Genomic DNA, 26,509 nt, shown 5'->3' with positions numbered 1-26,509 from the left:
GAAGATTACGTCCACCGTATTGGTCGTTGTGGCCGTGCTGGCCGTACTGGTGTGGCTATCAGCCTATGCAGCATGGACGATCGTCCACAATTGGCCGCCATCAACCGTTACTTAGATCGCAAGATGGAAGTGTGCGTTATCGAAGGCATGGAGCCTAAGAAAACCTACGTACCAAGCGAAAACAAAGGACGCGGGCGTGGCCGTGGTCGCGGACGCTCAAGCGGTGGTTATGCTGGCAAGTCTACTGGCGGTGGCCGTGGTCGCTCAAACGATCGCGCAGCAACAGGCCAGCGCGCCAGCAATGATAGTGGATACCAAGGCCAAGGTGCTGGCAAGTCACGTGATTCATCAGGTAAGCCAAAAGACCGTTTTGGTGGTAAACCATATCAGGGCAAGCGCGGTGACCGTGCAGCTACAGGCCGTGGTCGTCCAAGTGGCAGCCAAGGTCGCCCAGCAAATCGTTCTGACAGCCGTGGTCAAGGTCGTCCAAACGGTGGCAACCGTGGTAAAAACTCATAATATCGCTATAACGAACGATTAAAGCTACTAATTACTAATTCATTAATCGTCTAAAGTAGTAAAAAGCCAGATACTTGTTATCTGGCTTTTTTGTGTGTGACCCATTGTTCGCTGATGGTATAGTTAAGCTTTTGCAGGCATGACTAACTATGATTCGTTTAGAGCTCAGCAGTTATTAAGATCATTGACATGGCTGCTTGCACGAGTTTTTTAGCTTGTCTATACTGATTCACTTTTGCCAGTTGTTTGCCTCGGAGCGCCTTGATGCCTACTACCTCCTCTTTAGCAATTGATAGCCTGCCATTAGCTTTCGGTATCATTATGGCAATCATTGGCCTAGTATTCTATACCCAAGGTTTGCCGGGTAAATTCTGGCGACGGTTTTATGCGGTATTGCCCGGTATTGTGCTGTGCTGCTTTATACCTGCTACTTTGAATAGCTTAGGGATGTTCGCCGATGGGGTGGGTTCACAGATTTATGGATTTACCGCGACGTATCTGCTGCCAGCCAGTTTGCTGTTGATGACCTTATCCATGGATGTTCCCAAAATACTAGGATTGGGTTGGAAAGCGATTGCCATGTTCTTTGCCGCCAGTATCGCTATTGTTATTAGCGGTCCCATTAGTTTAGGAATAGCTAAGTGGGTATCGCCTGAAATGTTCCTCGATGATACATTATGGCGTGGATTTTCAGCCGTGGCAGGCAGTTGGATCGGCGGTGCAGCTAACCAAGCGGCAATGAAAGAGCTGTTTGGGGTCAGTGATGATTTGTTTGGCATGATGATCTTGGTGGATGCCACCAATGCCTCATTGTGGTTACTCGCAATCTTGGTGATGGCAAAACACAGCGCAAAGATCGATCGACTCTTGCGCGCTGATACCAGTAGTATTGATAAAGTCATTAAAGCCGTCGAGAGCTATGAGCGCGATCATTCCCGTCCAGCCACCATTAATGATTTGATGGTGATGTTTGGTTTGTGCTTTGCCATGGTAGGAGTGGCGCACTTTGTTGGTGGACAAATTGCTGCCTTTTTTGCCCCATATAAATGGGCGGTGCAATATAGTTTTGCCAGTTCATTCTTTTGGATGGTAGTCATTATTACTCTGTTAGGTGTCATTTTTTCTTTTACTAAGATTCGCAGACTCGACCATGTGGGCGCGTCCAAAATGGGTACCGTATTTATCTTCGTGCTGATTGCCGCGATTGGTATGCAGATTAATTTAGCGGGTATTGTCTCGCAGTGGCGGCTATTGCTTATCGGCTTTTTATGGATGAGTATTCACGTCGTGCTTATCTTTGGGGTTGCCAGACTTATCCGTGCGCCGTTTTTCTTTTTGGCGGTAGGTTCTAATGCCAATACAGGCGGCGCATCGTCGGCACCGATCGTCGCGACGGCTTTTCATCCATCGCTTGCGCCTGTTGGGGTATTTTTGGGTATTATGGGCTATGCGGTGGGTACGTTTGGCGGGTATATCAGTACCCAATTGATGCGCTTGGTAGTAGGTTAGTATTTATGTTATCCATATTCTGATAGCATTTTTTCCTCAAAAAACCTGCAATGATTGCGGGTTTTTTTATTATAAGGTGCCTAATGACTTAAGTTGTCGTTTTGTCTATCTATGCTATTGATACGTAAGCATTGCCACACCCCTGCATGAGTACGTGTTAACCTTCCTGCTACTCAGATGAATAATAATAAATACGTTAGCAATAGATAGTGTCTCAATAGGAAAAATAGCGTCATGGCCAATCCAAAACAATTAGAAGCAACAGAAAATAAGACAAGTATCGTCAAGAACGCTCTATACAACCCTAATCAAGAAAATATTCAGGTCAGAGGTGCGCGTGTTCATAATTTAAAGAACGTCGATGTGGATTTACCGCGCAATGCCTTAGTGGTCTTTACGGGTATATCTGGATCGGGAAAATCATCACTGGCATTTGGTACGCTATTTGCCGAGTCACAGCGCCGCTATCTTGATTCAGTATCGCCTTATGCCAGAAGGCTCATCGATCAGGTTGATGAACCCGATGTCGATACTATAGAAGGGTTACCGCCAGCAGTTGCCTTACAGCAGCAGCGGGGTACGCCGTCAGTACGCTCGTCCGTCGGTAGTGTAACAACCATATCTAATGGTCTTCGTATGTTGTACTCACGAGCCGGAGAGTATCCCGCCGGCCAAGAGATGCTGTATGCCGATGCGTTCTCGCCCAATACGCCAGATGGTGCCTGTCCCACGTGTTCAGGTATCGGCCGTGTATTTGAGGTCACCGAGGATCTGCTGGTACCAGATAATACCAAAAGCATTCGCGAGCGAGCTATTGCCGCATGGCCACCGGCATGGCAAGGTCAAAACCTGAGCCGTATATTGACCACGCTCGGCTATGATATTGATAAACCTTGGCACACCCTGCCAAAGAAGACCCGCGACTGGATCTTGTTTACCGATGAGACACCAACAGTGCCTGTTTATCCTGAGTATGATATAGAACAGACACGGGAGGCCATTGAGAAAGGGGAAAAGCCAAACTATATGGGTACGTTTACCAGTGCCAAAAACTTTGTTTTGCATTCTTTTGCCACCACTCAAAGCCCGCGCACCAAGAAACGCGTGTCGCAATTTATGCAGATATCCGAGTGTCCAGAATGTCACGGCAAAAAACTTAAGAAAGAATCACTGTCGGTTAAATTTGCAGGACTCGATATCGGTGAGCTGTCACAGCTTACATTGACGGACATGGCCCAAAAACTTGAGAAAACAGCGCATACCAAGATAGCTGATGATACACCAAACCGCGAAAAAGCCATCGTTGCCCAGCGTATTGCCAGTGATATTCTCTCTCGTATTGAGGCACTAACAAGGCTTGGGCTCGGTTATCTGTCACTTGAGCGTACCACACCAACACTATCGCCTGGTGAGCTACAGCGATTGCGATTAGCGACCCAGATTCGCTCGCAACTGTTTGGCGTGGTTTATGTCCTTGATGAGCCATCAGCAGGTCTGCACCCTGCTGACACGCAGGCGCTACTTGGGGCGCTAGATGAGTTGATCGCATCTGGTAACTCGGTGTTTGTGGTTGAGCACGACGTGAGTGTGATTGGGCATGCTGATTGGGTGGTCGATGTCGGGCCACAGGCTGGCACGCATGGCGGCGAGATTGTCTATAGTGGGCCTGTAGAAGGGCTACGTGAGGTTGCGCAGTCGCATACGGGTCAATATCTCTTTGCTAACGACACGGCGAATCATCAGTCAAAATCTGACACAAGGCAACCGACAGCGTGGCTGAAACTCGCAAATATCGAGCGCAATAATATAATCGGCTTGGATGTTGAGTTTCCGCTTGGGGTGATGACTAGTGTCACGGGTGTCTCAGGGTCAGGTAAGTCGAGTCTTATCAGCCAAGCATTGGTAGAGCTTATCAGTGAAGTATTGGGGCAAAAGACGGTTACTGAAGCGCCTGTAGGTGAGGCAGATTTGCTTGAGCAAGAGCTTGAGACAGTCACTGGTGGTGAAATCGTCGCTGGCATGGAGCAAGTCCGTCGTCTTATTAATATCAATCAAAAGGCGATTGGGCGGACACCGCGCTCAAACCTAGCAACCTATACAGGATTGTTCGATGATGTGCGTAAGCTGTTTGCCGCAACTAAGCAAGCAAAAGCACATGGCTATGACGCTGGACGTTTCTCGTTTAACACCAAAAAAGGCCGCTGTCCAAATTGTGAAGGTTTGGGTTTTGTCAGTGTGGAGCTGCTATTTTTACCAAGTGTCTATGCACCTTGCCAGGTCTGTCACGGGCAACGCTATGATGAAGAAAAACTTACCATCACGTATCGAGATAAAAACATTGCTGAAGTATTAAATTTAACCGTTGAAGCGGCTCATGAGTTCTTTGTTGATGAAGCGCCTATCTTGCGCGCATTGGATGCGTTGCTGCAAGTGGGGCTTGGCTACTTACGTTTGGGGCAGCCCGCCACTGAGTTGTCAGGGGGTGAAGCACAGCGTATTAAGCTTGCCACTGAACTACAACGCACGCAACGAGGCGATACGCTCTATATCTTAGATGAGCCAACCACAGGTTTACATCCTGCTGATGTATCCATGCTGATGACGCAATTAAACGGTTTGGTCGATGCGGGGAACACCGTCATCATGGTTGAGCATGATATGCAAGTGGCCAGCAATAGCGACTGGGTGATTGATATGGGGCCAGGGGCAGGTGATGAGGGCGGGTTAATTGTCGCTCAAGGTACGCCAGAAGACGTGGCCCAATCAGAAGACAGTCGCACCGCACCGTTTTTATTGGTGTGATTTTATTGATGTGACGACCAGTTTTCAAATTGGGTCTAAGAGTGAAGGGTATCCCCAATAATTATCAGGGCATTTGGGCAATTCAACTAACGTGCGACGCAACGCATCTGACCATTGATGACGGATGGTATTAAAGTACTCATCACCCTCATCAATACGGCGACCTTTGGGTAAGATTAAACTGTCATTACAGTTAGGCTTACAATATCAATTTTAAAACATAATGTATGGATGACAGTCTGCGCCGCTCAGTAATGTATTTATGAGCGGCGTTTTTATACATTTTAATATAGTAATTATCATGGCGTGCTACTGGTTATCGCTATAATATACGTAGAACGGCTGGCCTATATACTAAGAAGAATAGGGATAAAGTGTATGTTTGACATCATAAAAGACTGGCGTGAGCAGCGTATATTGGACAACAGCAAGTTCACGCATGAAGACTGGGCGCGGGCGGCTGAGTGTATCATGATATTGGATAGGTTGACTGAAGACGAGCTAAGCCGCTTGTTTGACTTGGCGACTTTGTTTTTGGATGATAAGTCGATTGTGGGTGCACAAGGTTTTGAGATTACTAATGCGGTCAGACAATCCATTGCACTACAGGCGTGCTTGCCTATCTTAAACCTCAGCCTTGAGTGGTATAGCGGTTGGTCATCTATTATTATTTATCAAGGTTCGTACAAAAGTGAGAGTACAACGGTAGATGAATTTGGTATCGTCCATGAGGGCAGTCAGCACCGTAGTGGGGAAGCATGGCAGCGAGGTCCTGTCATTCTCTCATGGAAGGATGCCAAGCACTCAGGTGAGCGTGACGGACACAATGTGGTGATTCACGAGTTTGTGCATAAGCTTGATATGATGAATGGCCGCGCTAATGGCTTTCCACCGATGCAGCCTGACATGGATCCTGCACGTTGGACACAAATCATGTCGCGAGATTTCGAAGACTTTCAAACGCATCGTAAGTCAGGTTTAGATCGTTATGGTGCGACCAATCCTGCCGAGTTTTTTGCGGTATTGAGCGAAGTATTTTTTGAGACGCCGCAAAAGCTAGTGGATGCTTATCCTGACATTTACGATATTATGGTGAAGTTTTTTAAGCAAAGTCCACTTCAGCCAAAAGCATAAAGTAAAATATATATCAAAAATTAAATATAATTCAATATGATAAAGAGACAAAAAGGGCAGTGCTTCATATATGACGCATTGCCCTTGTTTAATATAATTTATCTGACCATAAAGATGCTTACGCTGTTATTTAAACCGTCCACTGATCGTTAACGACAGCGACGAGATAACGCTTACCCTGATACTCATCAAACACCAAGCGCAACACCCGCCAGTCTAAACCGCTGTATTCATCACTACCTTTATAGTAAAACTCAACGACATCAGAGTTTTGATATATTTTATTTAGGTTATTGATGCTATTGCCACTTTTTTGAAACTCATTGACGCTAAGGGTAGCGTCATTAAAGGTTTTGGCCTTTACCCAAGTGTCTAGGTACTCTGGTAGCGGTATGATTAATGGCTCACCAGAGCCGTCACGTTCACCCCAAGTAAAGCGGATTTTGGACTGCTGCAAATACTGTGCATATTGCGCGCGGCTAAAAACCTTGTCTGACTCAGGGCGCACGTAGGCATACATCGAAAAACGGACGCCACGTGTGGGATGAATATCATCAGTAATTCTAGCAAAATCCTTATTGGCGAGTGCCCGCTGTATACGCAACGCTTGCTGCTTTAGGGTTTGTTGACTGATATCAGTACTTATAGCCGTTGCTGAGGTGCTGGTAGGTTGAGCGACAATCGCTTCGCTGGACTCAGAAGCGGACTGGCAGCCAGTCGCGGTCAAAGCAAGCAATAAAAGGCTACTAGAGGCCAATGCCGCAGATTTCTCCTTGAAAAAGGTAGGTAGTATTATCATAAAAGCATCCTTACCACAGTTATTAGTGAAATAAACGTCACGATAAGCCACTAAAAGTTGTCATCACAATAGATAAAAGAGCATAAAAGCGCTATGTAATCGGAATTTTGATGAGTGAACCTGAATGATACGATAATACAGCAGAGTCGTTATATGGCTATGATGTAATAGACCGTAACACTTATAAGATAAAAGCTCGTAGAGAACGACATGCCAACATACAAATCGCTGATATTACTATCAACCATAGCACTGACAACTGTCGGTACTGCCACAGCAGATGTGACAAAAGCATTTCAGAAACAAGCTGCTGTGGCTGATATGAAAATCACGACCATCACAAAAATGTACCAACAAGATATCGATGACCAAGGTATGAGTAATCCTATAGTGCTACAGCAATATGCCAATGCTGATTTACAAGCAGCCATGCAGCTAGAACAAGATTACTTTGATAAAAATCAAACGTCCTGCAATGTTGATTATGATGTGCTGTGGGATTCTCAAGACCCTGATTATACTCAAGACAAGAAGTTTTCGATGACTGATAAAGGATTGGTTAAAGTCAGCTTGGCGCAAGGTAGCAATATTTATTATGATTTGACATGCAATGATAAAGATTGCCAAATCGCAGATGTTAGCTTAAATGAAGATGGTGGAACTTTGAGTAAGCATTTGCTTGAAACTTGTCGTTAGTAGAAAACTGAATTGATATTAAAAATGTCAGCGCCAAGCTATTTTAAATTTAAAAATACGCAGTTAAATATAGAAACGATATGACGCAGATTGATATTTACTCTTATACTGAAACCGCCGGTATGTTTTCGCATAATGTATATTATGTTAAATAAGACATCTCGAGTAATTTATTTATGGAACCCATGATACTATCACAGCATAAATAAACTCTTATTTGATTAAGTTGTTAGCTATTAGAATTTAAAGATATTCTATCTAGCACTGCTCAATAGAATACTTTCTTGCTCCACATAAACAATCACCGTATAGAAAGACAGACACTATCCTTAATATCTGTCTTTCTATACGATGATACGAATCACAAAATAAAGCCAATCATAGTTATAATCGTTATCAGTTTTCTAACGACAGCATATTCATAATTAGCTTGATCAAAGTTTCTTTTTGACTGGGGTCAGACTCAGCAACCAATAAGGTTAACGCGGCAAGTCCAGTATCATTAATCACTGTATCGCCTTTACTGTCAAGTAGGCGCTGATTGCGATGCAAAAAGTCGATAAATAAAAATGCGCCGCTACGCTTATTACCATCAGTAAAGACGTGATTTTTGACCATAAAATAGAGTAAATGCGCCGCCTTGCTCTCAATTGTCGGATAAGCTGGCTCACCAAACACCGTTTGCTCTAATGTCGCCAAGATACTGTCCAAGCCATCGCCGCGCGGTTTGGCAAACAATACTGTCGCCTCACCTCGTGCTATCAGCTGCGCCTTTAGATGCGTGAGCGCTGCCATGGCCTCAACTGTACTGGGCAGAATACCGCCTGCCTGTCCTACTGGCGCATTGAGCAAGCCTTCGTCATAACGCTGTAACCACAAAAACGTCTGTGTGTAGCGGCTGATAATCTCAATGAGTCCGCGCCCTTCATCGGTGTGTAGCTCGGGGCTTTGGGCAGTTTTTTTGATGAGGGCTAGGGCTTGCTGTAGCTCGGCGGCGTTTTTGTCAAAGCGTTGTTCATTGATGGCATAGCCTTGTAGTAAGTACTCACGCAAACGCTGAGTCGCCCATATCCGAAACTGCGTGCCTTTTTTGGAATTGACCCGATAACCCACCGAGATAATGGCATCTAGATTATAAAAACGAATCTTACGGCGTACTTGGCGCGACCCTTCTTGGCGAACTACCGAGGATTCCTCGGTAGTTGCTGTTTGATCTAATTCGCCTTCTTTGTAAATGTTTTTTAGATGTAGTCCTATGGTATCTGAATCTTTGTCAAACAAGGTTGCCATTTGCGCTTGCGACAGCCACAGCGTCTCCTGCTCTAGGCGAATCTCAATCTGCGTTTGCCCATCATCGGTGGTGTATATTTCAAACTGATTGTCAGTGTTGGTGATGTCCAATTATGCCTCCTTTACCATGGCGACAGCATCTGTTCTAATACCGATACTACCAGCCAATACCTAAGACAAGCTATTTTATTAATTCTATAAAAAGCTCATTATTCAGTGGCAGTGGTTTTTTGATCGGTTTGCGCTGTCACAATAAGGCCTTCACCCCATACAAATAAAGTATCGGCTTTCTGCTGAGGGTGATGAGCGCCTACTCGCTCAAACTGAGCAAATAACCATTGTCTAACCTCCCTTTTGTGTTGATTGGCGATTTGATGCGGCATAGACTCAGCAGCTTAATATTCGGCGCACGCATTGATAAACATACATCCGTGAAAACCCTCTGATGAGCTCCAGTCGGTCAAAAATCCCAAACAGCTCCTAGCAACGTCTTCTGCTGGTTTGACATCCCATTTCTCACAATAACCTTTTAATTGCATCATAAACATCTGGTGATGATAGTGGCTTGGTGGCACACTTGCTACTGCATCCTTGCAGTGGTACGCAATAGTTTAGCACTGATGATGTTTCTAGGATCATTCGGTGCCAGCTATTTACTTATCTTTGCCTATTCTGCCAGCCCCTTTGCATGGCCAAGAAATGTCATCGGTGGACATGTTATCGCAACCTTTACAGGGCTTGTATTTATGACACTATTTGGTATTCAATGGTGGAGTATGGCAATGGCGGTCGGTACGGCCATTGCCATAACAACCTAGGTAAGAATAGCCAGTATCCAACCTATTGGTGGTAAATATTCACTGTAAGTAAAGACATCGTAGGCTGAACAGACATAGCAGGCAGGCTGGTATTGTCAATGATTCAAATAATCGCCCAGCCAAGCCAAAAATGCATCACTGCTCGTCGATACGTTCAGGCGCAGATAGGTTGAGGCACTGGCATCTGGATGAAATAAATGCCCCGGTGCCACTAGCCAGCCATCGCTATAGGCATCTAGTGCCAGCTGGCTGGTGTCTTGATGCGTATCCACCCACACAAAGAGGCCTGCCTGCGTATGCTCAGGATAGACAAGTCCGATCTTAGGCAATGCTATGCGCATCCGCTCATGCGCACGATATAACTGCTGCTGGACTTTTTTGATTTGCCTGCGGTATTCACCATGCGTCCATAAGTGGTGAATCACGCGCTCACCAAACTCTGGCGTACTCATATTACTCAAGGTTTTGATACGCAGCACATCATCAATGAAATGATCGGGACAGACCAGTAAGCCAACGCGCCAGCCTGATGACATCGACTTTGAAAATCCTGTCGCATAAAACACGCGCTCGAACTGGTCAAGACTAGCATAACGCAGGACTTGACCACTCGGCAAAAACGCGGCGTATAAGTCATCCTCAAAAATATACGCGTCGTATTGATGAATAAGATTAAGCACTTGATGCGCCCGCGCAGGATGCAGATTATAAGAGGTGGGATTGTGTAGCACGCTGTTGGTCAAATACAGCTTTGGATGATACGTTTCAAACAGCTGTTGCATCTGCTCAATATCGGGGCCTTGGTGATCGCGCTCGACCGCGACAACATTGAGTCCCTGCTGTTGTAGACAGCTCGATAACCAAAACCAGCCCGGCCCATCGACCATCACCGTATCACCGACCTCAGTCAATAGTTGGGCAATCATAGTAATGGCGTGTGATATGCCTGCGGTGGTCATGACATTGTCTGTATAGGTCTGCATACCTAGCACATTCAGCTGCTGCACCAGTTGCTGACGCAGCGGCAAATAGCCTTGCACCGCGCTATAGTCATAGATGAAGCCGTCTGCTTGCTGGGTGACCTGCCGTATCGCCCACTCCATCTTGTCATTACGTATCCAGTCTCTAGGTAGCGTGCCCACGCCTGGGGATCGGTGATGCGGAATATCGCTCGACACTTGCTGTACCAGCCAGCGAGTATCTATGACTGGCTGCTTGGGGGCAACTTTTTTGTCACGGTTGGGCGGTACTAGTCTTGTCTGCTCATTCACATAATAGCCTGAGCTTGGCTTGGCGACCAAGACATTGGTTGCCACCAGTTGCTCATAAGCTTGCACAACGGTGAAGCTCGATATACCCATGAGTTTGGATAGTTTTCGCACCGATGGCACACGCTGGTTGGGCAAGTAAATTTGCCAATCAATGCGCTGCTTTAGCCATTCAGCGACGGCAGCAGTCTTTGTTAAGTTAGGATTGAGCTTGTAGTTTTCGACCATGATAAAAGTACTTATCGTTGATAATAAAAATCTAAAAAATTGTCACGCTAAGAGCGACTATACACTTTGTTCATCATAAGTGAAACTGTATCGGGTTTGTTGTGGTCATATAAACTATAGTTGAGACATTCCATATGGATCGTCATTATTTAGGATGACACTATGAACCCGATATACACTGCACTGGCTGTACTGGTTACCTTTATTTGGGGTGTGAACTTCACCTTTATTGCATGGGGATTAGAGAGCTTCCCGCCACTAATGCTCACTGCCCTACGCTTTTTCTTTACCGCAGTGCCCTTGGTGTTTTTTCTTAAACCGCCTACCTTTAACCGTACCTTACTCATCTATGCTATCGGTACCTTTGTCATGCAATATGCCTTTGTATTTACGGCCATGCATCTAGGTGCGTCACCGGGTTTGACGGCGTTGTTGCTACAAATGCAAATTTTTATCACTGTGTTGTTGGCGTACTTTATCTTGGGTGAAGCAGTCAGTCGCATGCAAGTCATCGGTATGATGGTTGGGGTATTGGGCCTTGGTGTGATTGCGCTCAATCTCGGCGGAGATATGCCTGTGGCTGGATTTGTCTGCATTTTGATTGCCGCAGTGGGCTGGAGCTTTGGCAACATTGCATCCAAGCAAGCCTCAGCACAAGCGACCTTAAAAGCGGCACAACAAAAAACAGCAACAGCACCTACCACCGTTAAAAACAAAACCTCTGCTTTGTCTGCTCTTGCACTGGTCGCATGGGGCGCTCTGATCGCTTGCGTGTTTTTGACGTTATCTTCGCTTATATTTGAGACCGATGCATGGCAGCTGGCAACCTTTACCGAAGCGTCGATGAAGTCGTGGCTGTCGCTTGGGTTTATCGTGTATATCTCAACCCTAGTCGGCTTCGGACTCTGGGCACATCTACTCAGTCAAAATACTGCCTCCAAGGTTATGCCATTTGCTCTATTAGTGCCGGTATTCGGTATGACAACGTCCGTAGTGCTTACGGGCGAAGTTGTAACGTGGTGGAAAATGCTGGCAATGATATTGATATTGTCGGGGTTATTACTAGCAAATGTGAAATTTGGGATAAGGAAAAAACCTGCTCATAAGTACGGAGTCTAATAGTTCACTCTTAGATAAATGGATAAACGATAGTTAGTGATCTTTAAACTAAACGGACTCAGCGGAAAGCTCAGCTTATTGCCAGATTTACTGGATAACTCCAAAACATGCTTAAAACCGTATTTTTTACGAATGACTTGATGCATATCATTGGTAGATTTTTTCTTTTGTCTGGTCGCAAATCCCACATGGCGTTCAAATCTGACCATGTCTGTTTTTACTAGATTGTCGCTGTTGACTCTCGGCATAAAGACAGGCTTATGCTCTACCCCATTTTGTCTGTGTGCCATAGGGTGATTTTTTTTGCTCCATAATAGGCTGCCTTATATCCATCGTCTTTTATAAATTTTCAGTTATCTTTTCGGTCATCGCTACTTGGTTTATAGATGCTAAATCCAAACGCCGCGCGCACAACGAGAACGAGGCAGTTTATCTTATTATGCATCATTTATCTGCCCTATTTTAAATTTACCAATAGACTTGCTGAGTTTTGTTTTTATGAATACTTAGAAAATTGGCTTTTAGTCGTTTTACGTGCCTGCACTGATATTAGACCTTAAAACAGTACCTTCCAGATTTGCACAGAATAGTACTATGACCCTGATTTTTATATTCTGTGCGTGTACGCGACCGTGTTTTTTTTAATAAATCCGCGCTATCGTTTACCAAATGGACGATTCGCCTTATAAATCCCTCCAAGTATGTGCTGAAATGATGAGCAAAAAAACGGTGCTCAACCCAATAAGCGTATGATCTACTCCTTATTTCCCCAATATGCTACAATTATCCCCAAGTGAGCCTTGGGGATAATTAGCACATAAATCCTTTTGTATAAAAGGCCTGTAATATTATCATAATAAATATCGGTGTCCATATCAGTGTCCAAATACTCTTTGGCTTTTTACAGGAGGGTATTTTCATAAGTTATCGAATTTGCATAAACTATCACGCATTTACCTCATAAAAATTACGGATAAGAACATGGCTGTCGACAACATAAATGATATCAATAAACTTGAATGTCGAGATAAGGATTACTCGGTCAGTGTCTCAGGTATCGCGGGTCTAAGTCTACGTGTCTATCCAAACGGTAAAAAAGAATACTACCTGCGCTACTCTCATCCACATGTCGATGGTAAGCGACCCAGAATGATGCTCGGCAAGGTTGAGGACATCAGTCTATATGAGGTCAAGTACAAAGCAGAGACCATACTTAATACGGTCGCAAACGGCTCTGACCCTAAAGCCATACAGCAAAAAGAGCAAGTGAATAAGTATGCTCACCTAAAGAACGCCACGTTCGCTGACATTGCGCAAGCATGGCGAGATCACAAAACATCCAGTCGTCAGCAAAGCAAATCAAAAAAACCTGCGTTTAGTGAGTCGACACTCAAATTTTGGGATTTGTGCTTGGGATACATGTGCCGTGATATTGGCGATCTGAGAATGAATGATATCACCAGTGAGATGATATTAAGTGTGTGTGAAGCAATCCAACATAACGACAATCAAGCGACCTTCGTTGGCGCCAGTACGCGGCTGTATACGGAAAAAGTATTTTCATTCGCTGTCGCACGAGGATTATGCGATAAAAATGTAGCGATTGACACCCGTGGCGAGTTGGCACCTGCCAATTCAGGCAATCACTTGCCAGCTATTACCAAGCCCGATCAGTTTGCGACGCTTTTATATGAAATGTCCAATTTTAAAGGGGCAAGCAAGCTTACATTAGAAGCCATGAATTTATTGCCTTATGTGTTTGTCCGTAGTATTGATTTACGCTCTATGCGCTGGCAGGATATCGACTGGGATAATGATACATGGGCATTCTTCCCGACCAAAGGCGAAGGTCGCGACGACATGGTGTCGCACTTAGTCGTGCCATTAGCGACGCAAGTGATTGCGCGATTACGAAACATTCAATCTATCACAGGACATAAAGAGTATGTCTTTGCCTCAATGCGCGGTTCAAGCAATGCTTATATCAGCAAAGCCACACTGGTACAGATATTTCACCGGCTTGGATACAAAGACGTGCAATGCGCGCATGGCTTTCGGGCCTCGGCCAAAACCTTGCTTATGGAACAGCCAGAGTTACGCTACTCAGACATCGTCACAGAATTACAGCTGGGTCACAGGATAAAAGACACGCACGGCGGGGCTTACAACAGACTTGATGAAATCGATACTAGGGTAAAGATGATGCAAGATTGGGCGGATTATATAGATAAGCTGCGAGATTACGCTAAGACGTAAGCCAAGTGAACTCGAGCTAAGAATTGTTTGAAAAATAGACGGGGCGTTAAATACACTATAATATGACGAACATCAATTGATAAAAAATTGCTTTGAGCGTCAGACATAACTACCCATTCATGTTAAATTGTAAAAAACGGTAAGGATGTCTGTAGAGATAAAAAATCTATGATAGCCCTAATATTATACTCGTTAACACTGTACTCACTCATTTAATAAGAAGGTTGTTAAGGATGACTTTAGATAATAACGTACTACGTAAACGCACCAGCTTATTGGGTTCATTGCTAGGCGATGCCATTTCTCGCCAATCTGGAGAGCAGACAATAGAGACCATTGAGACCCTGCGTAAAGGTTTCATTCAACAGCGTCGTGAGCCAAATGAGGCACATAAACAGCAGCTTATCGACTTTATTGCGTCTCTGGACAATCAAACTTTAAAAAACGTCATACGTGGATTTTCTATCTATTTTTTCCTAGCCAATCTCAGCGAAGAAAACTACTTGCGTGAGCAGCGTCATAAGCTGCGTATGCAATCGGAGCAAAGCTGGGAAGGGTCATTTCGTCGTACCTTACTTGAATGTCGTGAACGCAATATCGAGCCCGCTCAAATGCAGGAGCTGATTGATCAGCTAAAATTTACACCTGTATTTACGGCGCATCCCACCGAAGCGCGCCGTCGTACCACAATGAATATCTTACAAAGTCTATTCACGCACAGCGATGCTTTAAACAATGTGTCTGAAAACAGTTTCGCCTACGAGCAAGCCAAAGAGCAAACCGCTCAAACGATTGACTTATTATGGTCATCAGATGAAGTGCGCACCCGCAAGCCATTGGTCTATGACGAGATTAACAACGGCCTGCATTACTTTAATGCCAGCTTATTTAATGCCATTCCCAAAGTATATCGTAATATCAAAAAAGCCATTGTTGATATCTATCCAGAGCTGACCGACTATCCACTGCCTGCCTTTATGAGCTTTGGCTCGTGGATTGGCGGTGATAGAGATGGCAATCCTTTTGTGACGTTTGAGACCACAGAGCTTGCCGTGTTGATGCATGCTGATACCGTACTGCGTCACTATCAAGTACTACTCAAAAAACTGCGCCGACAGCTCATTCATAGTGACACTATTGTCACCGTGTCTCCCGACGTATATGCCAAGATCAAAAGTTATGATGAGCTCGATCAGCGTGTATTTGATTACAACCTCGATGATTACGGCAACGAGCCATACCGCCGTCTGCTTTCTTTAATACTCACTAAGGTCAATGCCACTAATCGCCGCATTCAAAGTAAAGGGACTGATATTGAGGCTGAAAAAGACGCCTATGCCAATCCAGAAGAGCTGCTAGAGGACTTACGTATTATCCGCCAAAGTGTCGCTACTCACGACAAGGCGCATGCAGATGGATTATTGCTCGATGTGGTTCGCCTGGTAAAAACTTGCGGCTTTCATTTGGCGGCGCTCGATATCCGTCAAGAGTCGTCTTATCATGGTGAAGTGATTGCAGATATCTTTGCGAGTGCCTCCAACCTGCCTGATTATCAAACGCTAAGCGAAACCGAACGTCAAGAGTGGCTCACACGCTTGTTAGAAAAACCGGGTACGCCGCTCATCTATACCGATAACTTAACAGACAAAACGCGTGAGCAATTGGCATTGATGAATTCGGTCGCCACCTTACGCAAATTGGTGGGACAGGCGACTTTTGGCAGCTATGTTATCTCAATGACGAACAATGCCAGCCAGCTACTAGAAGTATTGCTGTTAATGCGATTTGCCGGCTTATGTACGATTGATGCTGAGGGTCAATTGTCTGCTGACCTACCTGTCGCACCGTTGTTCGAAACCATCGAAGATCTTAAAAACATCGATAAAATCTTGCCTGCTGTGTTAGACAATCCACTATATCGCGGATTGCTACAGAATACAGATAATACGCAAGAGATCATGCTAGGTTACTCGGACTCATCAAAAGATGGCGGTATTATCACCTCGGCTTGGCAGCTGTATAGTGCGCAGCAAACCATTAATAGTATTGCTGAGCAATATGGTATAAAAACACGATTATTCCACGGACGCGGCGGTTCGGTAAGTCGCGGCGGTGGCTCAACGCACAAAGCCATTGCGGCACAGCCGGCTGGCACGTTACATGGTCAGATTAAAGTGACCGAACAAGGCGAAGTGCTTTATGCCAAATATGCCAATACGGATACTGCCGTGTTTGAGCTAACCATGGCAATCACGGGTACACTCAAAGCCTGCTCGACAAGATTTGTCGTACAACCGACTGAGTTGCCAGAGTATGAAGCCTTGTTTGCACGGTTAGCAGAAGCAGGCGAGCAGCGTTATCGAGAGCTGACCGATCATACGGAAGGGTTTTATAAATTCTACTCACAAGTGACCCCAGTACAAGAAATCTCTTTACTGAACATTGGCTCACGCCCTGCCCATCGCAAAAAAGGCTTGCCAAGTAAAACCACATTGCGAGCGATCCCTTGGGTATTTGGCTGGTCTTTAGCACGCTTTACCCTACCTGCTTGGTATGGCGTTGGTAGTGCTCTGCACAGTGTCAGAGACAACGAGATTTTGATGAAAGAGATGAATGCGCGCTGGCCATTTTTTAGTGTCTTTATCAGTAATATTGAGATGGCTTTTACCAAATCTGAGATGAATATTGCACAAGCATATAGCCAGTTGTGTGATGACGAGGCGCTACGCGAACAGATCATGAGTGAGGTGCTCGATGAGCATGAGCTGACTTCTTCCGGTCTGAATTCTTTGCTAGATCAAGAAACGCTTTTATCTGGTCAGCGAAACCTTGCGGCATCTCTGCAGTGGCGAGACGCTTATCTAGACCCGATTAACTATATACAGATTGAGCTGTTGAAGCGTGCTAGACAACAAAATGAAGATACGACAGATAACCATAAAGATGGCGATCTCAATGTAGAAGACCCATTAATCCGTAGTATTAACGCACTGGCAGCGGGTTTACGTAATACGGGGTAAGAGACGATACGACTGACCAACCAACGAGAATATTCTGATAGATTGCTACTGTCATAGTTATTTCAGTGTGCTTGCCAGCACGATGGTGATAAAAAAATGTACCGTCGCCCATTATTTTTCCGTGGCACGGTACAAGGTACTATATGCCTCTGCTTTAATTAAAATGCGCCTAAACCTAACTATTCTAATCATTAGTCTCACGATACAACGTGGTTTGTGACTCTTGCCTAAAGTCTTCATAGGTAATGGCAGCCTCACTCTCTGGAGCTGGAGAGGGTTCTATAGGCTCAACTTCAGCTGCGGGCACGTTTTGTTCGCTATTGTCTGCATTAATCGATTGTGCTGACACTAACGGCTCCTCGACCGTATTGGCGTCATTAGGTAATGGATCGTCATCGCTATTCACTACAGGTTCGGCGCCGACCACTGACGTGCTAGTGGTAGCCGCAGGCGCTGTCCCATTTAAGCCACTATCATTGCTAACAGTAGTATCAGAAATAGAAATCGATAAAAATCCTGTAAAAATAAGGGTAAGTACGACAATAGCAATAAGTAGTGAACCAAAAATCATACCAATAATGAGAGGTTTTTTACTACTGACCACTTTTTTTTGTGGTTTTATAGCATCCCTATGATCTGGTTCCAATGGGTTGGATTTAGTATCTAAAGGGTCATCGATCGTTGTGTTAGATAAAGGCGTCGCTTGATCGAGAACGACAGAAGATGGCTTTTTTTCTTCATTATTCTTACTTAAATCACTATTTAAGTTATGGTCAACACCAGCATAATTATCCATTCGTGTATCTGACACCTTGTTTTGTGTCGATGCATTTTGACCTGAAAAATCAAAAGTAGCGTTTGTTGTGCCGATGTCGGCAAACTCTAATCTTGGCTCTTTATCGTTATTTTCATCTTCGAATAGTTGCAACTCTTCTACGCTTAGAGGCTCAAAAGCAGGTAACTTACTTGCCGTTTTTAAGGATGTTGAATCATCATTATCATTTTGGGTATCATTTTCAGCGCTTTGGACTCGACTGATAAAACGTTCGTAAATATTGTTTTTGACACGCTTACGCGATTTTTTATGAACGAGTTGAGACAACTCTTTGTCAAAATCAGTACCGATGTCTTTTTTTTCGTCGTTCATAAAATAAAACCAAGCCAGTTTATGCTACTGACAGTAAATGACTGATAAAATGAAGTTGTGATTTTTATTGCTCAAATGTAACAGCATCACTAGTCCCCAATATAGTTGCTCACACCCCTATCTTCAAGCACAATTTATTTTAGGTCGCTAATATTTGCACAGCTTGTCTTAAGTTAAGTAGTGAGGTAGAAGCTTATTAAAAACGGCTTGTATAGAGACAACATATACCATAACAGGCTTAATAACATGGATTTAAAACAGCTCAATGCATTTATTGCTGTCGCGAATTTGCGCAGCTTTAGTGCAGCCGCAGAAAAGACAGGACTGTCACAGCCAAGTTTGAGCCGCCTGCTGAAACAGCTTGAGACCGATATGGATGTCGTGCTTATCGATCGTTACCACAGGCCATTACATCTGACTGAAGCGGGCGAATTTTTTTACGATAAGATAAGCACCATATTGACAGAAATCGAGACCGTCACGAGTATGACCCAGCGTTTATCAGCGCCAAGTAGTGCGCTAAACATCGGCTTTGTGCCGTCAGTATTATATGGGTTACTCCCTGAAATCATCGCCATGCTCAAGCAGTCCAATTCTGATATAGAGGTCAACCTCAAAGATATCAGCTCTTATCAGCAAATGGAGGCACTAAAATCTGGTGAGATTGATATCGGTTTTGGGCGTTTTGCCCATCAAGATCCATGGATTCAACAAATATTACTGCGTCATGAGCGCTACGTGGTGGCCTTACCAAAGTCGCATCCTCTTGCCCATGTAAAGGAGCAGCGCTTGATAGATTTGGCAAATAATCGCTTGATTTTATACCATCAAACGCATTTGCCGATTGCCACCACACTACCAACATCAGAGTCCATCAAAGCAAAGCAGGAAGCTAATACAAAAACCAGACGTGTCATCAATGAAAAATCTGCACTTAGCGAGCCGATTACGGAGCCGTTGTTACATTTGTTTGCACAATACGGTATCTCACCCTTTATGACCACCACGGTGAGTGACTTGCAAGTAGCTCTAGGCTTAGTCGCTGCGGGCGAAGGTATCACGCTTGTACCTGCCAGCTTAACCACAGTACGTACAGAACAAATCAGCTATCAGCGTTTGGTACACGAAAACGTCACCTCTCCTATTTATTTGCATACTCTCAAAGACTTTGTGCATCCAAGTATCTCTGAGTTATTGAATGCTATCTATCAGGTCTATGAAGAACGAGGCATCACCTACCGGCGTCAAAAATTTGTGTAACGCTCTTAAATGACCAGATATTGCGTGGATATTGTGTTATAAAGAAACGCCAAAAATAATCTGCCCTAATACTTGATATTATCAGATTAATATGTTAACCAAAAAGAATGGCAATACAAACAAATAGTAATAACTATCACTGTTAATAACTAGAATAATCATTCTCCTGAATCGTATTGGTGTGCTAAAGTCGATACAAGATTAATCGTTTTATAAAAAAGCACGTACAAACATGTCTAAAGCGGTTGTCTAATGATCACTGGCAAACTGACACAGGTAAGTGATGTTTTGCCGTTTTAACCATTTCGAGGTATTCATGTCCACACAACCACTCAACAACCCAAGTACCACTGACGATATCGTTACTGAGCAACAAGAAGGCTTTAGTTGGCGTATCTTTGGCCCCGGTATTTTGATGGCGACCGCTGCAATCGGTGGCTCGCATCTGATTTCATCGACGCAGGCTGGTGCTATATATGGCTGGCAGTTGGCGATTATGATTGTTTTAGCCAACGTGTTTAAATATCCATTTTTTCGCTTTGCAACCGATTATGTTTACGATACGGGCGAGAGCTTGATTGCAGGTTATGCCAAGCGCTCAAAGGTGTATCTTTGGGTGTACTTTATCCTCTCTATCTTATCAGCGGTCATCAGTACGGGTGCGGTCTCGCTAATTGCAGCGGTGATTTTAGGCTTTATGCTACCCGCCTCTCTTGAGTTATCGACGATGGTGCTGTCTATGATCATCGTAGCCGTCTCTTGGTTCTTTTTGATAGCCGGTCATTATAAATTGCTCGATGGCGTGACTAAATGGATTATGATTGCTTTGACGGCAGCTACCGTTGCCGCAGTCATGATTGCCGCTGGCAAGCCCACGGTTATGGCAGCAGATTTTATTGCTGTGTCTCCTTGGAACCTAGCGACACTCGGTTTCATCGTCGCACTCATGGGCTGGATGCCAGCGCCGCTTGAGTTTGCCGCGATTACTTCTATGTGGACCTCTGCCAAAGTCAAAACCGATCACACCACGCACAAGCAAGGCTTGCTCGACTTTAATGTCGGTTATACCGTTTCAGCGATTCTAGCCTTGTTTTTCTTGTCACTTGGTGTGTTTGTCCAGTATGGTTCAGGACAAGAGATTGAGTTGGTCGGCGGTGCTTATATCAACCAGTTAATCAATATGTATACGGCAACTATCGGTGAATGGTCACGATTGCTGGTAGCGTTCGTCGCCTTCATGTGTATGTTTGGCACCACGATTACTTGTGCCGACGGCTATGGCCGTGCCAATGCTGAGTGCTGGCGTTTGCTAAAAGGCGAAAGCGAAATCAATAAAAAGCAAATCGCTTTTTGGACGACATACGCTATCGGTGGCGGGCTGGTGATTATTACGTTCTTCACGGGACAATTGGGCGCAATGCTTAAGTTTGCCATGATATCCGCGTTTGTCTCTGCGCCTATCTTTGGTTGGCTCAACTACTCATTGGTTAAGAAACATAAAAAACTGTCCGCAGGTATGAACGCTCTGTCTATCGCAGGCTTGATATTCTTGGCAGGATTTGCCTTATTGTTCTTAGCCAATTTGGCAGGTTTATTTGCTTAAACTTAGTCTTTTTTAAGCTCATGATAAATGAAGCCCTAATAGCTCAGCTGTTAGGGCTTTTTGGTAGGAACAGGACAATTCGTAGAGCAATATGCCTATTATAATTGTAACTAAATGTAAATTATAAAGCCTCTTAATATTTGAATATTTGGGTAATATGAATACTTATCATAGCGAAGTATTGAAAAATACATAATGCTATTTGTTTTATGAATAATATTAAATTAACTACAATTAACAATTAAACATAATAAACAATAATCTACAAGCTAACCTTTGCAGACGTGGATAATTGGGTATAATCAGTGACAACAACAAGATTATTTTATATCCATACAAGCTCATGAAAGGATACTCACATGACCTCACTCTCAGCAGGTGCACGCTTTCGCAGTGCGCTTAAACAAAAAAATGATAATAACCAGCCACTACAAATTGCAGGCGCGATCAATGCCTACACCGCGATGATGGCGACCCAAGTCGGTCACCAAGCGCTGTATCTCTCTGGTGGCGGTGTGGCAAACGCGTCATTTGGTTTACCTGACTTGGGCATGACCAGCCTTGATAACGTGCTAGAAGACGCTCGCCGTATTACGGATGCAGTCGATACCCCGCTACTTGTCGATATTGATACCGGCTTTGGCGGTGCGTTCAACATTGCTCAAACCATCAAAAAAATGGAAAAGGCAGGCGTGGCAGCCGTCCATATCGAAGACCAAGTCGCGCAAAAGCGCTGTGGTCACCGTCCTAACAAAGAAATCGTTAGCATCTCAGAAATGGTTGATCGCCTAAAGGCGGCATTGGATGCGAAAACGGATTCTGATTTTGTGGTGATGGCTCGTACTGATGCGTTATCAGTCGAGGGCTTAGACGCTGCTGTTGAACGTGCCGTTGCCTTTGCCGAAGCAGGTGCAGACATGATCTTTGCAGAAGCGCTGACCGATATCGAGATGTATCGTAAATTTACCGATGTACTCGACATTCCCGTCCTCGCCAATATGACCGAGTTTGGTCAAACCGATCTGTATACCACTGACCAGCTGTACGGTGTGGGCGTCGATATGGTGCTGTACCCACTATCCGCTTTCCGCGCCATGAATAAAGCGGCATTGAATGTCTATCAGCACTTGCTCGATGACGGTACGCAAGAAAAAGTCGTCGATACCATGCAGACACGTATGGAGCTTTATGATTTCTTAAACTATCACGAGTTTGAGCAAACCTTAGATAAGCTGTTTGCGGACAATAAATAATCATAATAAGCAGTATTTTCACTTAACAATATAAAAAGCTACCCACAAAAGGAATGTAGACATGGCAGCACAGAAAGAACTTTCAGGCGCAGGACTTCGCGGACAAGTCGCTGGCAAGACAGCATTATCAACCGTTGGCAAATCGGGCTCTGGTCTGACCTATCGCGGCTATGACGTATCAGAGCTGGCGGATAAATGTATTTTTGAAGAAGTCGCGTATTTACTGCTCTATGGTAATTTACCTACGCAAAGCGAGCTTGAGAATTATCAAGCTAAGCTCAAAAGCCTGCGCGGCCTACCACAAGCATTAAAAGACGTGCTTGAACGTATCCCAAGCGATGCGCATCCAATGGATGTGCTACGTACTGGCTGCTCAATGCTGGGCAACCTTGAGACCGAAACGGACTTCGCTGAGCAAAACGATAAAACTGATCGTATGCTTGCCGCATTCCCCTCAATCATCAACTACTGGTACCGCTTTAGCCATGATAACGTGCGTATCGAGACTGAGACGGATGATGCGACCATCGGCGGTCATTTCTTGCATCTGCTCAAAGGCGAAAAGCCAAACGAGCTGCACGAAAAGGTCATGAACGTGTCGCTTATCTTGTATGCAGAGCATGAGTTCAACGCCTCGACCTTTACTGCGCGTGTCTGTGCGTCGACTTTATCTGACATCCATTCTTGTATCACTGGCGCAATCGGTTCACTACGTGGTCCATTGCATGGCGGCGCGAATGAAGCGGCGATGGATATGATTGAGGGCTTTAGCTCAGCTGACGAAGCCGAGACAGAGATGATGGCCATGCTAGCACGTAAAGACAAAATCATGGGCTTTGGTCATGCCATCTATAGCGAATCAGATCCACGTAACGTCGTCATCAAACAGTGGTCTGAAAAACTGGCTGCTGACGTTGGTGACGAGGTGCTCTACCCTGTGTCTGTGCGTGTTGAAGACGTGATGTGGCGCGAGAAAAAATTGTTTGCCAATGCTGATTTTTTCCATGCATCAGCCTATCACTTTATGGGTATCCCGACCAAACTCTTCACCCCGATCTTTGTCTGCTCACGTCTGACTGGTTGGGCAGCTCATGTGTTTGAGCAACGTGCCAACAACCGTATCATTCGCCCAAGTGCCGAATATACGGGTGAAGATCTACGCCCAGTACCAGATATGGGTGCGCGTTAATCTATATAGCGTTTATTTTAAAGAATAGGTTTGTAAGGTGGGTTAGCAAAGCGTAACCCACCGATCTGATTAGCGCACCCTACAACTTATTTCAATGCAATTTTTCCTACCCTTTATTTAGCAAAGTTTATGTTAATTGAATCCTGTCACAGGAATAATTTTTGCTAAGTAAATTATTTTTTATACTTACTCTCAACCCATCTCACTTATAAAGGAAAGCCCGCCATGAGCGATGATAGCAAGCAGCCTTTAACGCAAGTTAATCCGCAAACCATGAATAATGAGTATAAAAAACCATTACCAGCTTTGGATGGAAGCAGTACTGACCTGCACTATTTCGATGTCGAACAAGCAGTTAACGAGATTGAGCCAGGCGCTTATGCCAAACTGCCGTTCAGCTCAAAGGTGCTATGCGAAAATCTCGTGCGCCGCTGCCCGCCAGAGGATTTGACCGAAGCACTCTCACAGCATATCTACCGTAAGCAAGAGGTTGATTTCCCATGGTATCCTGCCCGCGTGGTTTGCCACGACATCTTAGGGCAGACTGCGTTTGTTGATCTTGCAGGACTGCGTGATGCTATCGCAGCGGAAGGCGGTGATCCTGCCAAAGTGAACCCCATCGTACCGACACAATTGATCGTCGATCACTCGCTAGCGGTTGAGCACGCAGGCTTTGAAGAAGACGCATTTGAGAAGAACCGCGCGATCGAAGAGCGCCGTAACGAAGACCGTTTTCACTTTATCAACTGGTGTCAATATGCCTTTGATAACGTCAACGTGGTACCGCCTGGTAACGGCATCATGCACCAAATTAACTTAGAGAAAATGTCGCCGGTGGTACAAGTTGTCGCGGATCAAGACGGCGATGCCATCACCTTCCCTGATACCTTGGTCGGTACCGATAGTCACACCCCGATGGTCGATGCGCTTGGCGTTATCTCTATCGGTGTCGGCGGCCTAGAAGCTGAAAGCGTGATGTTGGGCAACCCTTCATACATGCGCCTGCCAAACATCGTTGGCATTGAGCTAACAGGTAAGCTGCAAGAAGGCATTACCGGTACGGATTTGGTACTAGCAATGACAGAATTTTTACGCGAGGAAGGCGTGGTCTCAGCCTACCTAGAGTTTTACGGCGAAGGTGCGCGCAATTTGACTGTTGGCGACCGTGCTTCTATCTCCAATATGACGCCAGAGTACGGCGCAACTGCTGCGATGTTCTCTATCGATGAGCAAACCATTGATTATCTGCGTCTCACCGGACGCTCAGAGCAGCAAATCAAAATCGTTGAAGCTTATGCCAAACAAGTTGGTCTGTGGGCGGATGGCCTAAAAGATGCTGAATATGAGCGCGTGCTGCATTTTGACTTATCGAAAGTGGTACGTAATATCGCTGGTCCTTCACGTCCACACGCTCGTGTGTCAACGACTGATCTGGTTAAAGAAGGTATTGCACACGGTGAAAATGAAAAACTACCAGAACCAAAAGATGGGCTAATGCCAGATGGCGCAGTAATCATTGCCGCTATTACTAGCTGTACTAACACCTCAAACCCACGCAACATGGTGGCTGCCGGTATCGTCGCGCGTAACGCAGTAGAAAAAGGCCTTATTCGTAAGCCTTGGGTCAAGTCGTCACTCGCGCCAGGCTCAAAAGCCGTTAAGCTGTATTTAGAAGAAGCCAACTTATTGCCCGAACTACAAAAACTGGGTTTTGATGTCGTCGCCTTTGCTTGTACCACTTGTAATGGTATGAGCGGTGCGCTCGACCCAGAGATCGAGCAAGAGATCATCGAGCGCGATTTGTTTAGTACCGCCGTATTATCAGGTAACCGTAACTTCGATGGTCGTATCCATCCGTATGCCAAGCAAGCGTTCCTCGCCTCGCCGCCTTTGGTTGTGGCGTATGCTATCGCTGGTAATATCCGTTTTGATATCGAAAAGGACTCACTCGGCAAAGACCAAGATGGCAACGATGTTTATCTAAAAGACATCTGGTTTGAGGATAGCGAAGTCGATGCTATCGTGGCTAAAGCTGTCAAACCTGAGCAGTATAATGCCGTCTATATCCCAATGTTTGATGAAGCCAAAGCACAGGCAGGTCGTAATGAAGCATCGGTCATCGACCCTCAGTACGACTGGCGTGAGATGAGCACTTATATCCGCCGTCCGCCTTATTGGGAAGGCAAGATGGCGGCGATGAACCGTCTTAAAGGCTTACGTCCACTAGCGGTACTTGGTGACAACATCACCACCGACCATATGTCACCATCTAATGCGATTATGGGCGACTCTGCGGCTGGCGAGTATCTTGATACTATGGGTCTGCCAGCGGAAGACTATAACTCATACGCCACGCACCGCGGCGATCACTTAACCGCGCAGCGTGCCACCTTTGCCAACCCTAAACTATTGAACGAAATGGTACGCGATGAAGATGGCGAAGTTGTCCAAGGCTCACTGGCGCGCGTCGAACCAGAAGGTCAAGTCATGCGCATGTGGGAAGCGATTGAAACCTACATGAACCGTGAGCAGCCGCTGATCATCATCGCAGGTGATGGCTATGGTCAAGGCTCAAGCCGTGACTGGGCGGCCAAAGGCG

General features: G+C 45.2%; 19 protein-coding genes and 1 pseudogene. 14 read left to right on the top strand and 6 right to left on the bottom strand.

The genetic code is table 11. The features are described 5' to 3' along the window. The 4 genes and pseudogenes from B3V51_RS09720 to B3V51_RS09705 form a co-directional block, all read left to right on the top strand. Window positions 1-519 (top strand): annotated as a pseudogene (locus tag B3V51_RS09720) (DEAD/DEAH box helicase); the annotation flags it as partial. Between the two features lie 264 nt (window positions 520-783). Then, window positions 784-2,028 (top strand): DUF819 domain-containing protein, encoded by a 1,245-nt coding sequence (locus B3V51_RS09715; RefSeq protein ID WP_286708322.1) that lies wholly within the window; start codon window positions 784-786, stop codon window positions 2,026-2,028. 234 nt (window positions 2,029-2,262) lie between these two features. Beyond that, window positions 2,263-4,830, top strand: coding sequence for an excinuclease ABC subunit UvrA (gene uvrA / locus B3V51_RS09710; protein ID WP_286708321.1), 2,568 nt, complete (start codon window positions 2,263-2,265; stop codon window positions 4,828-4,830). A 378-nt stretch (window positions 4,831-5,208) separates the two neighbouring features. Next, window positions 5,209-5,964: a zinc-dependent peptidase gene (locus B3V51_RS09705; protein ID WP_071001568.1), complete on the top strand. Its 756-nt coding sequence runs from the start codon at window positions 5,209-5,211 to the stop codon at window positions 5,962-5,964. Between the two features lie 130 nt (window positions 5,965-6,094). On the opposite strand, the gene B3V51_RS09700 is transcribed toward B3V51_RS09705, so the two are convergent. After that, entirely contained in the window at window positions 6,095-6,763 is a 669-nt protein-coding gene (locus B3V51_RS09700) for a hypothetical protein (protein WP_071001567.1), read from the bottom strand. Window positions 6,764-6,973: 210 nt separating this feature from the next. Here B3V51_RS09700 and B3V51_RS09695 point away from each other — a divergent pair, with 210 nt between their 5' ends. Next, the gene (locus B3V51_RS09695) at window positions 6,974-7,459 is read left to right on the top strand and encodes a hypothetical protein (RefSeq protein WP_071001566.1); all 486 of its coding nucleotides are present in this window, start codon (window positions 6,974-6,976) and stop codon (window positions 7,457-7,459) included. A 396-nt stretch (window positions 7,460-7,855) separates the two neighbouring features. On the opposite strand, the gene rhuM is transcribed toward B3V51_RS09695, so the two are convergent. Both rhuM and B3V51_RS09685 read right to left on the bottom strand, forming a co-directional pair. Beyond that, window positions 7,856-8,860: a RhuM family protein gene (gene rhuM / locus B3V51_RS09690; RefSeq protein ID WP_071001565.1), complete on the bottom strand. Its 1,005-nt coding sequence runs from the start codon at window positions 8,858-8,860 to the stop codon at window positions 7,856-7,858. A gap of 98 nt (window positions 8,861-8,958) precedes the next feature. Further along, window positions 8,959-9,132: a hypothetical protein gene (locus tag B3V51_RS09685; protein WP_156770951.1), complete on the bottom strand. Its 174-nt coding sequence runs from the start codon at window positions 9,130-9,132 to the stop codon at window positions 8,959-8,961. A gap of 237 nt (window positions 9,133-9,369) precedes the next feature. Between B3V51_RS09685 and B3V51_RS09680 the strand changes: the two genes are divergently transcribed. After that, window positions 9,370-9,567 (top strand): HPP family protein, encoded by a 198-nt coding sequence (locus B3V51_RS09680; protein WP_227517172.1) that lies wholly within the window; start codon window positions 9,370-9,372, stop codon window positions 9,565-9,567. A gap of 95 nt (window positions 9,568-9,662) precedes the next feature. Here the strand turns inward: B3V51_RS09680 and B3V51_RS09675 are convergent, their stop codons facing one another. Further along, window positions 9,663-11,063 carry a PLP-dependent aminotransferase family protein gene (locus B3V51_RS09675; RefSeq protein WP_071001564.1) on the bottom strand — a complete coding sequence of 467 codons (1,401 nt, stop codon included), beginning with the start codon at window positions 11,061-11,063 and terminating at the stop codon, window positions 9,663-9,665. 162 nt (window positions 11,064-11,225) lie between these two features. Between B3V51_RS09675 and B3V51_RS09670 the strand changes: the two genes are divergently transcribed. Then, on the top strand, window positions 11,226-12,182 hold the full coding sequence (locus B3V51_RS09670) for an EamA family transporter (protein WP_071001563.1): 957 nt from the start codon (window positions 11,226-11,228) through the stop codon (window positions 12,180-12,182). Here the strand turns inward: B3V51_RS09670 and B3V51_RS09665 are convergent. Further along, a complete protein-coding gene (locus B3V51_RS09665) occupies window positions 12,179-12,472 on the bottom strand; it encodes a DarT1-associated NADAR antitoxin family protein (protein ID WP_227517171.1) in 294 nt (97 codons plus the stop codon). The two genes, B3V51_RS09670 and B3V51_RS09665, sit on opposite strands and share 4 nt — an antisense overlap. Before the next feature lie 691 nt (window positions 12,473-13,163). Between B3V51_RS09665 and B3V51_RS09660 the strand changes: the two genes are divergently transcribed. Both B3V51_RS09660 and ppc read left to right on the top strand, forming a co-directional pair. Further along, window positions 13,164-14,438, top strand: a complete 1,275-nt coding sequence (locus B3V51_RS09660; RefSeq protein WP_093070922.1) for a tyrosine-type recombinase/integrase — start codon at window positions 13,164-13,166, stop codon at window positions 14,436-14,438. A gap of 233 nt (window positions 14,439-14,671) precedes the next feature. Further along, window positions 14,672-17,458 carry a phosphoenolpyruvate carboxylase gene (gene ppc, locus B3V51_RS09655; RefSeq protein ID WP_286708320.1) on the top strand — a complete coding sequence of 929 codons (2,787 nt, stop codon included), beginning with the start codon at window positions 14,672-14,674 and terminating at the stop codon, window positions 17,456-17,458. A gap of 184 nt (window positions 17,459-17,642) precedes the next feature. Here the strand turns inward: ppc and B3V51_RS09650 are convergent, their stop codons facing one another. Then, entirely contained in the window at window positions 17,643-18,605 is a 963-nt protein-coding gene (locus B3V51_RS09650) for a hypothetical protein (RefSeq protein ID WP_286708319.1), read from the bottom strand. Between the two features lie 246 nt (window positions 18,606-18,851). Between B3V51_RS09650 and B3V51_RS09645 the strand changes: the two genes are divergently transcribed. The 5 genes from B3V51_RS09645 to B3V51_RS09625 form a co-directional block, all read left to right on the top strand. Further along, the gene (locus B3V51_RS09645) at window positions 18,852-19,865 is read left to right on the top strand and encodes a LysR family transcriptional regulator (protein WP_186474499.1); all 1,014 of its coding nucleotides are present in this window, start codon (window positions 18,852-18,854) and stop codon (window positions 19,863-19,865) included. A 316-nt stretch (window positions 19,866-20,181) separates the two neighbouring features. Beyond that, window positions 20,182-21,468 carry an NRAMP family divalent metal transporter gene (locus tag B3V51_RS09640; protein WP_414706379.1) on the top strand — a complete coding sequence of 429 codons (1,287 nt, stop codon included), beginning with the start codon at window positions 20,182-20,184 and terminating at the stop codon, window positions 21,466-21,468. 359 nt (window positions 21,469-21,827) lie between these two features. Next, window positions 21,828-22,721, top strand: coding sequence for a methylisocitrate lyase (prpB, locus tag B3V51_RS09635; RefSeq protein WP_071001557.1), 894 nt, complete (start codon window positions 21,828-21,830; stop codon window positions 22,719-22,721). A gap of 61 nt (window positions 22,722-22,782) precedes the next feature. Then, the gene (gene prpC / locus B3V51_RS09630; protein ID WP_286708318.1) at window positions 22,783-23,910 is read left to right on the top strand and encodes a bifunctional 2-methylcitrate synthase/citrate synthase; all 1,128 of its coding nucleotides are present in this window, start codon (window positions 22,783-22,785) and stop codon (window positions 23,908-23,910) included. Window positions 23,911-24,183: 273 nt separating this feature from the next. After that, window positions 24,184-26,509: aconitate hydratase (locus B3V51_RS09625; protein ID WP_286708333.1), on the top strand; the 2,326-nt coding region annotated here is incomplete at its 3' end.

The organism is Psychrobacter sp. UBA2514 (assembly GCF_002341255.1).
Taxonomy (GTDB): Bacteria; Pseudomonadota; Gammaproteobacteria; order Pseudomonadales; family Moraxellaceae; genus Psychrobacter; species Psychrobacter pacificensis.
This window is presented reverse-complemented; position numbering and strand designations above follow the sequence as displayed.

Excerpts from the sequence above, each read along its gene's own strand:
- B3V51_RS09715 (WP_286708322.1), top strand. The coding sequence starts at position 784 with ATGCCTACTACCTCCTCTTTAGCAATTGATAGCCTGCCATTAGCTTTC.
- uvrA (WP_286708321.1), top strand. The coding sequence starts at position 2,263 with ATGGCCAATCCAAAACAATTAGAAGCAACAGAAAATAAGACAAGTATC.
- B3V51_RS09705 (WP_071001568.1), top strand. The coding sequence starts at position 5,209 with ATGTTTGACATCATAAAAGACTGGCGTGAGCAGCGTATATTGGACAAC.
- B3V51_RS09700 (WP_071001567.1), bottom strand. The coding sequence starts at position 6,763 with ATGATAATACTACCTACCTTTTTCAAGGAGAAATCTGCGGCATTGGCC.
- B3V51_RS09695 (WP_071001566.1), top strand. The coding sequence starts at position 6,974 with ATGCCAACATACAAATCGCTGATATTACTATCAACCATAGCACTGACA.
- B3V51_RS09685 (WP_156770951.1), bottom strand. The coding sequence starts at position 9,132 with ATGCCGCATCAAATCGCCAATCAACACAAAAGGGAGGTTAGACAATGG.
- B3V51_RS09680 (WP_227517172.1), top strand. The coding sequence starts at position 9,370 with ATGATGTTTCTAGGATCATTCGGTGCCAGCTATTTACTTATCTTTGCC.
- B3V51_RS09675 (WP_071001564.1), bottom strand. The coding sequence starts at position 11,063 with ATGGTCGAAAACTACAAGCTCAATCCTAACTTAACAAAGACTGCTGCC.
- B3V51_RS09670 (WP_071001563.1), top strand. The coding sequence starts at position 11,226 with ATGAACCCGATATACACTGCACTGGCTGTACTGGTTACCTTTATTTGG.
- B3V51_RS09665 (WP_227517171.1), bottom strand. The coding sequence starts at position 12,472 with ATGGCACACAGACAAAATGGGGTAGAGCATAAGCCTGTCTTTATGCCG.
- B3V51_RS09660 (WP_093070922.1), top strand. The coding sequence starts at position 13,164 with ATGGCTGTCGACAACATAAATGATATCAATAAACTTGAATGTCGAGAT.
- ppc (WP_286708320.1), top strand. The coding sequence starts at position 14,672 with ATGACTTTAGATAATAACGTACTACGTAAACGCACCAGCTTATTGGGT.
- B3V51_RS09650 (WP_286708319.1), bottom strand. The coding sequence starts at position 18,605 with ATGAACGACGAAAAAAAAGACATCGGTACTGATTTTGACAAAGAGTTG.
- B3V51_RS09645 (WP_186474499.1), top strand. The coding sequence starts at position 18,852 with ATGGATTTAAAACAGCTCAATGCATTTATTGCTGTCGCGAATTTGCGC.
- B3V51_RS09640 (WP_414706379.1), top strand. The coding sequence starts at position 20,182 with ATGTCCACACAACCACTCAACAACCCAAGTACCACTGACGATATCGTT.
- prpB (WP_071001557.1), top strand. The coding sequence starts at position 21,828 with ATGACCTCACTCTCAGCAGGTGCACGCTTTCGCAGTGCGCTTAAACAA.
- prpC (WP_286708318.1), top strand. The coding sequence starts at position 22,783 with ATGGCAGCACAGAAAGAACTTTCAGGCGCAGGACTTCGCGGACAAGTC.